The following is a 13603-nucleotide window of genomic DNA, read 5'->3' as shown; positions in this document are numbered from 1 at the left end:
AGTCAAAATAAGATATAGTATCATTTTTATCAAACAATATCAACATAAAAACAAATTAACACAACCAATCAGTATAATATTATGTATCAAAACATCTTTTTAGGCCCGCGTAATCAACACTTCCTACAAATACCTTAAAAAAGTTACAAACAGGGCATATATTATTAATAATCAGATAATTATATAAACAACAGAATAAAATACACTTAGAAAAAGGTCATATATGTCATTTTGTCATTTTGAAAGGGTGAAAAACACTGAGAAGATTAAAAAAAACTTCCCAATGATTGAAAACAAACATTGAGATGTTTTGCAACAAAGTCCCTTATGTTTTTTAGATACTCCTATATAAACTACAAGTAAATTTCGATCTTTTTTCAATTCATATATCCCTGACTACCCCAAAACTTTAAATAACTTCGCACAATACAACGGTAAAAGGTATCCGAACTTTAAACTCTACATTGTAGCCCTCTCCGCCATAAATCAAAGATTGTATTATTTCTAGTTCTAACATAAATAACGTCTTATTCTAACTATGTCAAAAAAAGAATTTATCTTAATCTCAACTAGCACAAAGAGATTAATTTTAACTGTATTACAAATACAATTTCCAAAACTATTAAAGAAATATAAAAAAGAGTTATTGTAAGGTGTAGCACATTGAGTAGTCGTATCTTTGTATACTAACTATTAATATATTACAATTCTTTACATGTATGAAGGATGCTATAATCTTATATCCTCTTTTTATTCTTACTATGTTACGAATATTTAACGAAGAGTCATATCTGTTGGAATACTGTGATATATATTTTTTCAATTGGAAAAGAATCCTTTTAGATGAAAAAAACAAAGGCATCTTTGGTATCAAAAATGTTACAACAGAATACAGAAGTAACCTATGAATGTGAAAATAGAGGAAAGTTGGCGTAAACGTCTCCAAGAAGAATTTGACAAACCATATTTTGAGAAATTGGTAACATTTATCAAGAGTGAATATGGACGAACACAAGTTCTTCCACCCGGACATCAGATATTCCATGTATTCAACTCGTGTCCTTTCGAGAAAGTAAAAGTTGTCATTCTCGGGCAAGATCCTTACCCTAATCCCGGACAATATTATGGAATTTGTTTTTCTGTGCCTGACGGAGTAGCAATTCCCGGATCATTAATTAATATTTTTAAAGAAATACATCAGGATTTGGGAAAACCAATACCCACTTCCGGAAATTTGAATCGTTGGGTAGAACAAGGAGTATTTCCAATGAATTCTGTCCTCACTGTACGTGCTTATGAAACAGGATCACATCGGAATATGGGTTGGGAAACATTTACAGATGCAGTCATTAAAAAGTTAAGTGATGAACGGGAACATTTAGTATTCATGTTATGGGGAAGTTATGCAAAAGAAAAAATAGCTTTAATAGACACAAATAAACACCTTGTCTTAACAACAGTACATCCATCTCCCGGTCTGCCGAATATGGCTTTTTAGGATGTAAGCATTTCAGCAAAGCTAATACTTTCTTACAAAGTAAAGGAATCAAAGAAATTGATTGGTAAGTAGTATTGTTGTGGATGTGTATTAGTGCAATTATTTTTATGCTTCCTCTAATTTTATCGATCTATTAGGATATGAATTACTCGTTTTTATACAATGATGTTCTCCTTACCTCCAAGAAGTGGGTCATTCAATATTCAGAATTTACATGAACTATATTAATTTTAAGTAACCAGATATATTCCACCATATATTTTATTTATCCACAACGCAAAAAGTTTATCCGTCACAGAAAAGACTTTATTAATTTCCGTAATAATATCCTTTTCTAATAGTTTATTCATGGCCGATTGTACAGAACTGGAAGAAGACAAACCATGACGTTTAATGAATTGTGCAGAAGTAATCCGCTCTGCCTCACCTTCTTTAGCAATCGCATAAAGTAACTCCTTTTGTTTTTCAGGTATATTCGACAATATTTCGCGAAAAATGGTATCATTTGAAGCAATCATATTATTGATCGCTATCTGAATCGTATTTAATGTACATTCCGCTTCTTCAGACGTATCTGCAAATGATTCATTAAAAGCCTTCTGGATGTAGTAGGTATGACCTTTGAAAAAGTGATAGACCTTCTTTACATTTTCAGTTTCAATATGACGATTACGATCTCTAAAATGTTTAACAATAAAAGGAACATACATTTCCTCCGGAATGGCTTTAAGTTCTAGCATATCCGCACTATGATAAAACGGACGTGCAGCAGACAAGAATATTTCCTGCATCATATGACGTTCGCTACCTGCAAAAATAAAATTACTGTTACCAATCTTCTGAATATGTGTACGAAGTAATGCTTCAATATTCCGCTCCGGATACTTTGCTATTTGCTGAAACTCATCAATTGCCACAATACAGGGCCTATCAGCAGCAGCCAAATATCGAAAGACCTCTTCCAGTGTATATTCCGGTTGTTCTATATCTCCAAGTTCGACATTAAAAGTCGGTAAATTGGTGACAGGATCAAATCCGAACTTTCCACTAATAGATTTCATAGTCTGTATAAACAGTTTGATCATTTTACGACTACGTGGCAAAAGTGTTTCATAAATTTCTCGCCCTAATAGATAGGTAAACTCCCGAAGACTAGATGTATGAAGTATATCTATAAAAATGTATAATATTCCTTTCTGATGTCCGGCTTATCATAACAAAATTGAATCAGTCCGGTTTTCCCCATACGTCGAGGTGAAATAATAACCAGATTATTACCATTCGTTATAGATTTGATAAGTCGTGCCGACTCTTCCACACGGTCACAGAAATATTCCGGTTCAATCTTTCCGGTTACTATAAAAGGATTTATCACTTTTGCCATATCATTAGTATTTTTGCAAATATAATTATTTAATTCAGATTATGCGAATAGAATAATATGAATTGCATAATTTTAATATTATATGCAAAATGGTATGTTCGGATATGATATATCTATTCGAACAAACAATCATAATGAAACTACGAGAACTATAACTACCCCGACAAATTCACAGTTCTTCAGTTGTTTACCGATAGTTATAATAACCATCGATAAACTTAAAAACCAACCATTATGATGAAAATTAATCCTTATCTCAATTTTGATGGTAATTGTATTGTGAAGAAGCCTTCAACTTTTACAAATCGGTATTCGGCGAAGAGTTTATGTAGATCAGTCATTTTGACAAAATCTCCACACAATAAAGTATACCATCTATGTCCGAAGAATTTAAGAAAAGAATCATACATGTTTCACTACAAGTTGGAAAAGCAGTACTAATGGGCGTGATACAAGGGGAGATTGCGGACCTAAGTTTGTTGTAGGAAATAATATTAGTCTTTCCATAAACATAGACAATAAGGCAGAAGTTGATAAACTGTTCGCTGCACTTCCCGACAGCAGATTTTTTTACATAAATAAATAAAATGTTTTGGGGAGAATATTTTGGAATGCTTACTGATAAATTCGGTGTAAGTAGATGATTAATGCCAAACTGGGTGAGAGTATGTAAATTAGTAAAACGGAATTTCACGAAATTTACTCATGGAGTAATTTGTGAGATTCCGTTTCAGGATATAGTAATTATCGTTTTACAGGCAACTGAATTTCAGTCAGCCATTCATCCACAGATTCTTTATTCCAGATACCATCTATATGACAAAAACGAGGTTGTTCACTTACTTCGTAACCATTCGTTTCGGCATAAGCATATAACTCAGCAAAAGTTTCCGGCATTTTCTCGTATGCTCCATAATGATTGACACAAAGAGCAACGGGTACTTCAGGAAGTTCCTTGAACTTAATCAAATCTGAATCCTTGCCACGTTCTGCTACTGCCTCAAAAAACTCAATGTCAATATCCACACCATATTCTTCATTATATTCCACCGTAAAACAATATTCAGGTGCAGGACACTGACAACCTAAACGTTGCATCTCCGGTCCGATAATATTCGGACAAAGATTAAACAATTCCTGATAAGAATCTATCTTACGACGATGTGTAGCAAATATTCTTGCCGGAAGCGATTTTTTAACTACTTTTTCCATGATTTTTTCTTGTTTATGGAGCATATTTTCAAGCCTTAAGAGTTCAGTCTGTCGCCACATCAAATGTTCTATCTCCTGTTTACAACTTTCGACCTTTCTCTTCAATTGATCAGGATTAGGATAAGACCTACCATCCTCAAGCAATTCACCTATCTCTTCAAGGCTAAATCCTAATTGCTTTAAATAGACAATCCGATTCATTCTTCGAAGTTGGCTGATATCGTAATAGCGATAACCAGTCCACTCATCCACCTCAACAGGCACTAATAATCCTACCTCTTCATAATAACGAAGTGTCTTGACAGTCACTTGACAAAGCTTGGAAAATTCTCCGATTTTAAACTTAATTTTATTCTTCATAAACTTCTGCGCAGTTGTTTTATGCCACAAAGATAAGGCCTCCCCTAAGGTACGAGTCAAGAGATTAACATAAAATCCAAATAAAAATAATACCTTTGACGCAAAATTAACTCATACAACTCAAAATGTTGTAGAAACAAAGACTTTGAATGTATATAAACACTACTTTAACAATCAGACAAAACCAAATGGATCAAATTTCAAAAAATATATGGAGCCAAATAGTTATCTGTACTTGGCTACTCTTTTCTTGCTTTCTGAACTCCATCCAAGCACAGCCTCGTGAAAACGTGAAAAAATCAACAGATGTTTTAATGTTTGCAACTCCGGTAGCCGGTTTAATAACTACCCTTATTATGAAAGACTATAAAGGTACCGAACAATTGGTTTTAGGAGGTGCAACCAGTTTGGCAACCTCTTACATTTTAAAATACAGTATAAAAAAACAGCGTCCCGATGGCAGTGACAATCATGCATTCCCATCCAACCACACAGCCATGTCATTTCAGGGAGCTTCTTTTATCCAACGCAGATATGGATGGAAATACGGAATTCCTGCTTATCTTGTATCCGGATATGTAGCATGGGGACGTGTATATGCAAAAAGACATGACTGCTGGGACATACTTGCCGGAGCTGCCATAGGTGTCGGAAGTAGTTATATATTCACTCGTCCGTTCGCCAAGAAACATAATCTGACGATATCTCCGGCAGTTTTTGGTAATAAGCATTGGGGCATTTATGCTTCTATGAATTTTTAAACATTCAGATTTCTTGTATGTTCATATTGCTGTCTTACATATTATTGGTTATTGCCAGATAATCAATCAGGTTAATATAAAAAAACTAGATCATAGAGAATATTATCTGTACAACTATAAAAGCTGTACACAAATGATCTTTACTTCAAATAAATACGTTATGAAAGTTATCTCACTTGCAATCATAAGAGAGTATAAAAAAAGCGAGCAGTTTTGATATGCCTTTAAATGAGCGTATTCATTTTAAGCGCAACAATGATAAACCGACAAAAGCTTTATATGAAAAGTCCTGTATCACTGTTCATATACATATAATTACTTAAAAACCATCTTTCCCAAGATTTCTGACTGAAGGAATACACAACATCAGAACAGTTGTCAGAACAATAGCAATACCACAATATAAAAAGATATTAGCAATACCCAATGAATCAGCCATAAAGCTGGTAACAAGCAATCCGATAATAGAAGGGAAAAGACTTACACTATCAAATAACGCAAATACACGACCTAAATAGTTTGGTTTAAATTGTGTTTGCAACAAGGAAGTGAATGGACCCGAATAAAAAGGAATAACAATCCCCTGTACTACTGTTAGAATTGCAAATATCATGTAGCCATCAGAAGGAAGCAATCCACTTAATGCTAATGTAAATCCCAGAAAAAAATAAGAAGAAACAATTAAAAATATTTTCCGTATCTTAGGATTCCATATTCCCAATAATATTCCTCCAATCAACATACCTATTCCAAATAAAACTTCGATAAGGCTTACCTGATAGGCTGTACCTGAAAAGTTTTGTAAAGTCATCAGTGGCATTAAGGCAACAATTGGCAGAACAAAGAATGTAATCAATACTTCTGTAGCCATTACCCAACTGATTCCTCTATTTTCCAGTATGACTTTAAAACCTTCAGCCATATCGTTCATCACTCCTTTTGCTGACAAAAGCTCTTTTTTAGGATTAGGGATAAAGACAAATAGCAAAGATGTACAAGCAATAAAAGCCCCGGCAACATCAAGCAACATCACCATACTCATATCAAAGGATAATAATAATATTGCACCCAAAGCAGGTCCTCCTATACTACAAACAGATTGAATAGCTTGATTCACAGCAGCAATACGCATCAACTCGCTCTCGGGAGCTAACAGAGGTATGGACGATTTCATAGCCGGAGCATGAAAAGCACCTCCAATAGAACGAAACATAAGCAATATATAAATTTGCCACAATTCTACCACATCAAGATAAAACAGTAAAGCAATGATTCCCGAACAGAGGGCAACAAAGCTATCTGCACCTATCATTGTCCACTTACGACTCCAACGATCAACAAAGACTCCTGCAAATGGTCCCAACAATGCCTGAGGCAACAATGCCGCTATAGTTGCATAAGATAATACTTCCGCAGAACCTGTTTCCAAACTAATCCATAGAACAACAGCGAATTGTGCTATCGAACTACTTAATATAGAGAACAACTGTCCTGTCCATATTATAATAAATTTCTTTTTCCAGTCAATCATATAGTGAGAAATAATGGTCCCAGCAAACTATCTTGGTATTCCAGTGCAAAAGTATAAACTCTAAGTATACTGCTATACTATTAATCTATTGAAATGTAGAAATGTTCATATGAATTGTATAAATACACTATCCATTTTTTTTATAGCCAGATCATTATTCAAATAGATAAAAGATTATCCAAATTCCGCCTAAAATCGAATCTTTTCATCCGAACAATTATTTCATTAGACTTTAGATCTTATATTTCTCCATTGACTCCTAAACCAAACAAAGCGAAATCTCCCAAACATGGATCATTAGGGAAGACCTCTGCCAATGCAGCAGTGATATTGCGTGCATTCTTTAACGAAAAAGTATCAGTATCTGTCAGTTTGAAGAAAAAGGCAACACGACAGACATGTGTATCCAAAGGTACAATCAAATCTCTCTGGTCAAAACTCTCCCAAATGCCTAAATCAACTTCTGAATCTCGTCGAATCATCCAACGCAAAAACATGTTCAACTTCTTCTGCGGACTTTTTGGAGACACTTCAAGAAATGAACATAACCTCTCCATAGGAATTCCAGCATGTCTGCTCAAAGCATCCTCCAAACTTTCATATCTCGAATATGCTTTATATAATCGTTGAAAATATCCATAGAAGTCAGCATAGGACAGCATTCTGTAAAAGCTATGAGTCACCTCCACAGGAAAATCCTTTTCCCATTGTCGAGAAATAACATATTGATACGGTGAGTCCCCCAGCAAATCATGTAACTTATTTGCTTTTTTCAATATCTGTTTACGGTTACCAAAACTCATAATAGCCGTCAGCAAACCACTGATCTCAATGTCTTGTTTCACTTTGTAACGACGGGGAAACTGTACTGGATCATTTTCTATAAATTCAGCACAGTGGTATACATCCGCACACATCAGGAGTTTATTCTTTATATCTTCAGTCATTTTGAGACAACATCAATTATTGGAAGTACAAAAATAGATATTCTTCTCAAAAATGATATGGTTTTGGCATCATACTTATCATAAGGATCATTTTTAGAAATCAAAGAATATGACTATAATAAATTAATTTTAAGAGATATACAGTATTTTAAACAGATAAGCAATACCTAATAAAATTTCCTGTTTTGGTAAAAATATACCATTTTGAAAAGAATAACAACCAGTAATTAAGCAAAAAACATTTAGGGACAGGTTATTATAACACCTGCCTCTAAATTTAAGATATTTCTTAAAGTTTATCCAAATCTACGCCTAACAAAACGACAGATCATCATTTACCATTTTTACCTATAATAGAAACAGTTCCAATACTCTCTTGTAATACTTTACCCAACAGTTCACTGATTCGCTGATTTCTTTTATGTCCATCCCAAATACGCATCAATGTCGCCTCACTATACTTATAGAAATCACAAAAGTCATTATAGGTATATCCGTTATCACGAACACTATAATCAAGTACAATAGTCACAGGCTTATTATGTGTATTGGAGAGGGCATAAAACAAAATTTGTTCAAAGAGAATGTTATTTTATATGAACCTTTTGGCTATTCATATCATTCAAATGATTATTCTCAATAATCCCAATGCTGTTTGGCGTTACAAATAGTGTGAGATTTAATTTGTTATTTTACAATACGGATTATCGTATAACTTATAAGCAATTTCCCAAGAATAAATATGAATGCTGGCAAAGGTATAAAAAGCTATTTTTTCCTTTTGCCAGCATCTTTTGTTACTTTCTGTACGGAGAAAAACAGAAGAAAATAGAACTAAAAAGAGACATTTTAGCAACATTGGAAAAGTTCTTTCCTTTTTTTACCTGTATTTTTGCATCAGGAAATAACAATAAAACTATGCAACCAAAGAAAACAACGAAAGAAGAGTATCAGAAATGTGTAAACGTAGTAGTAGAATACATTAACCAACATTTAGGAGAAGAGATTGATTTGAAATCGCTGGCCAAGATATCAAATTTTTCACCTTTCTACTTTCACCGGATCATGAAAGCTTTCCTCGGTGAGCCTATCGGCACATTTATTGTTCGGACGCGAACAGAAACAGCAGCCCGTCTACTACGATACTCAGATATCCCGATTGCAGATATTGCCTATCGCATCGGATATTCATCACCTTCTTCATTGTCGAAAGTGTTTAAACAGTTTTATGGTATTTCACCTTTAGAATATAGAAACAATAAAAATTTTGTAATTATGAAACCAGCGATTATCAGACCTGATCTCGAACTGAAAAAGGAAATCAGAAATATCCCTGAACGAAATGTTATTTATATCCGTTTGTCAGGAGACTACAAACTTAACGACTATGGAGGTACTTGGGGAAGATTGTGTCAGTTCATTTTTGAACAAAAACTACCAATGGGAGAAGCAGCTCCTCTTTGTATTTACCACGATGACCCCAAAGTGACACCAGTAGATAAATTACGTACCGATGTATGTATGGTGATACCTGAAAATGTTGCTCCTAAAGGAGATATCGGATTTAAGCAAATTCCTGCCGGTCGCTATGCAACGTTTATCTATAAAGGATCTTATGAGCACCTACAAGCTGTATACGATACCATTTATGGAAAATATCTACCGGAGATGGAGTGCACAATACGTGATGAAGCAAGTGCAGAACGATATTTGAACAACCCATGCTGTACTGCTCCTGAAGACTTACTGACTGAAATTTATATTCCTGTAGAATAAAAGAATAAATTGCAAGAGTCCGTCATTGTCATCAAAGTCATTTTAACGAGTGTACTCTAAACAATCACATAATAACTCGTAAAATGTCATCTTCCCAAAGACAACACTATAATAAATTGCGATGAGAATTTGTTATATGAATAACAATTCTCATCGCAATTTTATTATCCCCAATTTCCAATAACTTATTTAAAGAAAACCATCTGTGCAACGGACGGCAAATCTTCATTCATTACCTGTTCACAAGTAAAATTCCATAGAACTTTACCATCATAGGCATTCAATAGTAGCCAATTGAAAGTAGCTACACTAAAATATCCCATTCCACAAAAAAGCACTCGTACAATTTGTTTATTACCGGAATCACCAATCTCACAACGTATCCTAAAAGACCAATTATCCCTAGTGTACAAAGATGGATTCAGTTCTATTCCCGTCTCTACAAGATTTCTGGAATAGATATCCTTCGATAATCCTTGATCTGATATGTCCAACAAAGATCTCACCTGATTATTTGTCGAAGCAGAAAAAGCGACATGACTCAATTCCACCGGAACATCCTCATTAACCTTCTTTATGATGACCTGATGATTGGTACTCATTACAACATAATCTACAGTATGAGATGATATAGCCTGCAATATTTCTGTATTAAGCATACTCAAATTGTCCTTGTATTGCAATACATTTTGGGGATTAACAGCATTCAGTTCCTCCAAATCTGAATTTGTAATATAAGATATTACTGTACTTTTCTTGTTCGGATTAATGTAATATTCCTGAGTTGATTCATTAATATCCACGAATTTTTTTAATACATTAAGATCGGATTCATAAGAACTACCTTTTTCCCCCGAATCATCATATTCAAAACTGTCATAACATCCATATATCAATATGGAAAAGAACAGAATGCCTAATCCCGTCAAAATTAGATTCTTCATAATTACATAAGGTATTAGTTATTTTATATAGATCATTTAGTTTTTTGTGATGGCAAAAATAAAAGAAAGCCAATACAAAAACCTTGATCAAATTCAAGAAAACAACTAATACTTTATTAATATAAAGATTATTAACAAATAGTTTCTTCCCTCATGAAACTTATTATTAAACAGCAGGAGACTACGTTTTTAAATGACAGAAAGTCCATATTCATAGGCATCCATCATAGAACTATACTCCTCATCAGAATATTTTCCCTTATCTCTGGCTTTCTGCATATTCTTCATAAAAGATTCTACAGTAGACAGAAAATCCTGATAAGTTTTCATCTCTTTATCATAACCAGCAACACTCGGAAGTTTTTTAGCAGCTTCTAGCTGTTTCCTCAACTCTGCCATTTTTAAGTCAATTCGAGCACCATCCATTATGTGTTTACGACTATATAAGTTTAGAATACTTTGTGCTGTAGAAGACATCTTTCGCATAGCCATTATCTGATCTTTCAACGGTTCGTCAGCGAACAATTCTTTCTCTGATTGTTCCACAAAAGGAGCCAATGTATCAAAAATCAATTGTTTATATTCAGACAATTCTATACTTAATCGATAATTCTCATCCAAAAGTTGGCTGATTTTTGCTGTATCCTTTGCTTTTTTGTAAGTCAAGAACTTATTAAAATTCTCATAAAATTGATTTCGTGCCCCAAACAGTCCACTATAAGTTTGTTCCAAATGCTGACGGATTTCTTCACTAAAATAATTTCCCGGATGCATCAGTTCCGCAGTATCTTGTGCAGAAAGTTCCGGAGGGACAATCGGAGAAACCTCGGGAACTTTACCAGTTTGCTCCATATAGCCAAGCACAGCATTAATATCCTTCGGGTTAGCTACATGTTTTAATACGCTAAGTGATGTGTGATAGTAATTTATCACTTTACTTGCATTATCCAATTCTTCCGTATTCACTTCAACAGTAGCCTGCTTCTTGCTTCCTCCCGAACAAGAAACCAATAGTAAAACACCTAATAGTGTTCCAAAAAATAAAAAACTCTTTCTCATAATGTTTTCTCTTTACTAAATTGTAGATAGAATGATTCGTTTATAGCAAGCCATAGAAATAACTTACTTTTTACTATAACAATAGAAATTGATTTTTGCTGATTAATAATTTATAAAACACAAAATAAAAGTTCTATCTTTAAAAAAATGTCAATCATCTATTCTTGAACGATTAGTAAACAATGCCGGTTTCACAAATGTTATCGTCCATATATTCAATTAAAAATAAAATCGATATGGAACAATCATTTCAAAAAGGAACAATACTCCACTTAACATCTCTCATCGAATATTCAGATGGAGGTATCATCAGCAAACAATTAACCAAAAGTCCCTCGGGAAATATCACTCTGTTCTCTTTTGATAAAGGAGAAGAATTAAGCGAACATCGGGCTCCCTTCGATGCATTCATACAAATACTGGAAGGATCAGCGAACATCATTATCAATGGAACACCTTTCATGGTAAAAGCAGGCGAAAGTATTATACTTCCGGCAAACATTCCACATGCTGTAACAGCTATCGAAAAATTTAAAATGTTATTAACGATGATTAAGGAATAAACAACCTCAGTAGTATAAAAACAAAAAATGGCTACTCATCACGAGCAACCAATCTTTTGTTAACCTTAAATCTAATACTTATGAAAAAAACACTGTACAAAGATACCTATTTCAAGATTAATAGCAAATTTCAAGGTTTGATTCGGCCATATTATAACATGGTTTAAAGTTCTCGACAGAGCATTAACATTTCACACTTTTTGAATTAACAATTAACACATTCATTCACAATTCTACTTACATTCATTTATCACATTACTATTGATCATCTACAAATTACTTTGTTTCGGCTCATCATTAATAAAATCCAAAACATTGTTGTACTAGTTATTTTTAGTACTTTTGAATTATGATAATTAGTGCCAGCCGCCGGACAGACATTCCGGCTTTCTTCTCAGAGTGGTTTTTCAATCGGATAAAAGAAGGATACGTATTAGTTCCTAATCCTTTTAATCCTAAAATGCTCAGTAAAATCTCATTGAGTCCGATTGTAATAGACTGTATTGTATTCTGGACCAAAAATCCAGAACCTATGTTGAATAACTTAAATCAACTACAGGATTATAAATACTATTTTCAATTCACCCTTAATCCATATGGAAATAAGCTAGAAATTAACCTACCATCGATTGAAAAACGGCTAGATACTTTTAAACGACTTTCGGATAAAGTAGGTAGAGAAAAAGTAATCTGGCGATATGATCCCATATTAACAAACGGCGAATTTAATGTAACTTTTCATCAAGAAAGATTCGCAATGATCGCTGACGAACTTAAAGATCATACAGAAAAATGCATGCTTGGCTTTATTGACCATTATCCACATATTCTTAATGCAACGAGACAATTCAACATCCAACCTTTAAGGAAAGATAAAATCGAAAATATGGCTATTTCATTCAAAAATACGATTAATAACTATCCTTCCATTCAATTAGAAACCTGTACTACCAAAGTGGATTTAAGACATCTAGGTATTACAAGTGGCTTGTGTATCGATAAAATTCTTATCGAACGAATAACAGGTTATCCCATTTTCGCACAAAAAGACAAGAATCAAAGGTCAGTCTGTAATTGCATTGAGAGTATCGACATAGGGACTTATGAAAGTTGCCAAAACGGATGTATCTATTGTTACGCAATTAAAGGTAAATACAATCATATAGAATATAATATGCAGAAACATGATAAAAACTCGCCTCTACTTATAGGACACCCATCAGAAAATGATATAATAAAAGAAAGGAAAATACTTAGTTTACGAAATGATCAGTTCTCACTTTTTTAGGGGCATAAAAAAAGGCTATCTATCCCAGACAGCCAATCTTTGTTAACCTTAAATCTAATACTATGAAAAACACATTGCAAAAATACGGGTTTCTGACTTATCTCCAAATTATTACGGAAAAACGCAATGTTTTATAACATGGTTTAATAGAATCGTAATCACATTAACAAATAATCGGGCTGTCATTAACATTTTGTAGTTTTCTTAAATATATAAAGCTTCCAGACGAAAAGAGATGCTAAAGTTTACGAACCAACTAATGAATCTTATTAAAGAGGGT

10 protein-coding genes and 2 pseudogenes are annotated in these 13603 nt (G+C 33.6%); 5 read left to right on the top strand and 7 right to left on the bottom strand.

Annotated elements, in window-relative coordinates:
* Positions 1-904: 904 nt before the first annotated feature.
* Positions 905-1566: pseudogene (ung, locus tag JCM17102_RS27795) on the top strand (uracil-DNA glycosylase).
* Between the two features lie 162 nt (positions 1567-1728).
* On the opposite strand, the pseudogene JCM17102_RS27790 reads toward ung, so the two are convergent.
* Positions 1729-2882, bottom strand: a pseudogene (locus tag JCM17102_RS27790) (AAA family ATPase).
* Positions 2883-3626: 744 nt separating this feature from the next.
* Positions 3627-4454, bottom strand: a complete 828-nt coding sequence (locus tag JCM17102_RS14550; RefSeq protein WP_033886911.1) for a MerR family transcriptional regulator — start codon at positions 4452-4454, stop codon at positions 3627-3629.
* 188 nt (positions 4455-4642) lie between these two features.
* Between JCM17102_RS14550 and JCM17102_RS14545 the strand changes: the two genes are divergently transcribed.
* Positions 4643-5215 carry a phosphatase PAP2 family protein gene (locus JCM17102_RS14545; RefSeq protein WP_033886917.1) on the top strand — a complete coding sequence of 191 codons (573 nt, stop codon included), beginning with the start codon at positions 4643-4645 and terminating at the stop codon, positions 5213-5215.
* A gap of 319 nt (positions 5216-5534) precedes the next feature.
* Here the strand turns inward: JCM17102_RS14545 and JCM17102_RS14540 are convergent, their stop codons facing one another.
* From JCM17102_RS14540 to JCM17102_RS14530, 3 genes are all read right to left on the bottom strand, one after another.
* Complete coding sequence (locus tag JCM17102_RS14540; protein WP_025075678.1) at positions 5535-6746, bottom strand: MFS transporter; 1212 nt, start codon at positions 6744-6746, stop codon at positions 5535-5537.
* A 239-nt stretch (positions 6747-6985) separates the two neighbouring features.
* Positions 6986-7693: a TIGR02757 family protein gene (locus JCM17102_RS14535; RefSeq protein ID WP_025075677.1), complete on the bottom strand. Its 708-nt coding sequence runs from the start codon at positions 7691-7693 to the stop codon at positions 6986-6988.
* A 331-nt stretch (positions 7694-8024) separates the two neighbouring features.
* On the bottom strand, positions 8025-8261 hold the full coding sequence (locus JCM17102_RS14530) for a hypothetical protein (protein WP_033886909.1): 237 nt from the start codon (positions 8259-8261) through the stop codon (positions 8025-8027).
* Between the two features lie 350 nt (positions 8262-8611).
* Between JCM17102_RS14530 and JCM17102_RS14525 the strand changes: the two genes are divergently transcribed.
* Positions 8612-9469 carry an AraC family transcriptional regulator gene (locus JCM17102_RS14525; RefSeq protein ID WP_025075675.1) on the top strand — a complete coding sequence of 286 codons (858 nt, stop codon included), beginning with the start codon at positions 8612-8614 and terminating at the stop codon, positions 9467-9469.
* Positions 9470-9654: 185 nt separating this feature from the next.
* Here the strand turns inward: JCM17102_RS14525 and JCM17102_RS14520 are convergent, their stop codons facing one another.
* Together JCM17102_RS14520 and JCM17102_RS14515 are read right to left on the bottom strand one after the other, a co-directional pair.
* Positions 9655-10413, bottom strand: a complete 759-nt coding sequence (locus JCM17102_RS14520) for a hypothetical protein (protein ID WP_025075674.1) — start codon at positions 10411-10413, stop codon at positions 9655-9657.
* A gap of 189 nt (positions 10414-10602) precedes the next feature.
* A complete protein-coding gene (locus JCM17102_RS14515; protein ID WP_025075673.1) occupies positions 10603-11472 on the bottom strand; it encodes a DUF6845 domain-containing protein in 870 nt (289 codons plus the stop codon).
* 236 nt (positions 11473-11708) lie between these two features.
* Between JCM17102_RS14515 and JCM17102_RS14510 the strand changes: the two genes are divergently transcribed.
* Both JCM17102_RS14510 and JCM17102_RS14505 read left to right on the top strand, forming a co-directional pair.
* Positions 11709-12035 carry a cupin domain-containing protein gene (locus JCM17102_RS14510; protein WP_025075672.1) on the top strand — a complete coding sequence of 109 codons (327 nt, stop codon included), beginning with the start codon at positions 11709-11711 and terminating at the stop codon, positions 12033-12035.
* A 349-nt stretch (positions 12036-12384) separates the two neighbouring features.
* The gene (locus JCM17102_RS14505; protein ID WP_025075671.1) at positions 12385-13323 is read left to right on the top strand and encodes a DUF1848 domain-containing protein; all 939 of its coding nucleotides are present in this window, start codon (positions 12385-12387) and stop codon (positions 13321-13323) included.
* Positions 13324-13603: the final 280 nt, after the last annotated feature.

Source organism: Bacteroides faecichinchillae JCM 17102 (assembly GCF_000614145.1).
Classification (GTDB): Bacteria; Bacteroidota; Bacteroidia; order Bacteroidales; family Bacteroidaceae; genus Bacteroides; species Bacteroides faecichinchillae.
Note: the sequence above shows the minus strand (reverse complement) of the source record. Positions and strands in the feature narration are given on the sequence as shown.

Excerpts from the sequence above, each read along its gene's own strand:
- JCM17102_RS14540 (WP_025075678.1), bottom strand. The coding sequence starts at position 6,746 with ATGATTGACTGGAAAAAGAAATTTATTATAATATGGACAGGACAGTTG.
- JCM17102_RS14515 (WP_025075673.1), bottom strand. The coding sequence starts at position 11,472 with ATGAGAAAGAGTTTTTTATTTTTTGGAACACTATTAGGTGTTTTACTA.
- JCM17102_RS14510 (WP_025075672.1), top strand. The coding sequence starts at position 11,709 with ATGGAACAATCATTTCAAAAAGGAACAATACTCCACTTAACATCTCTC.
- JCM17102_RS14535 (WP_025075677.1), bottom strand. The coding sequence starts at position 7,693 with ATGACTGAAGATATAAAGAATAAACTCCTGATGTGTGCGGATGTATAC.
- JCM17102_RS14520 (WP_025075674.1), bottom strand. The coding sequence starts at position 10,413 with ATGAAGAATCTAATTTTGACGGGATTAGGCATTCTGTTCTTTTCCATA.
- JCM17102_RS14550 (WP_033886911.1), bottom strand. The coding sequence starts at position 4,454 with ATGAAGAATAAAATTAAGTTTAAAATCGGAGAATTTTCCAAGCTTTGT.
- JCM17102_RS14545 (WP_033886917.1), top strand. The coding sequence starts at position 4,643 with ATGGATCAAATTTCAAAAAATATATGGAGCCAAATAGTTATCTGTACT.
- JCM17102_RS14505 (WP_025075671.1), top strand. The coding sequence starts at position 12,385 with ATGATAATTAGTGCCAGCCGCCGGACAGACATTCCGGCTTTCTTCTCA.
- JCM17102_RS14525 (WP_025075675.1), top strand. The coding sequence starts at position 8,612 with ATGCAACCAAAGAAAACAACGAAAGAAGAGTATCAGAAATGTGTAAAC.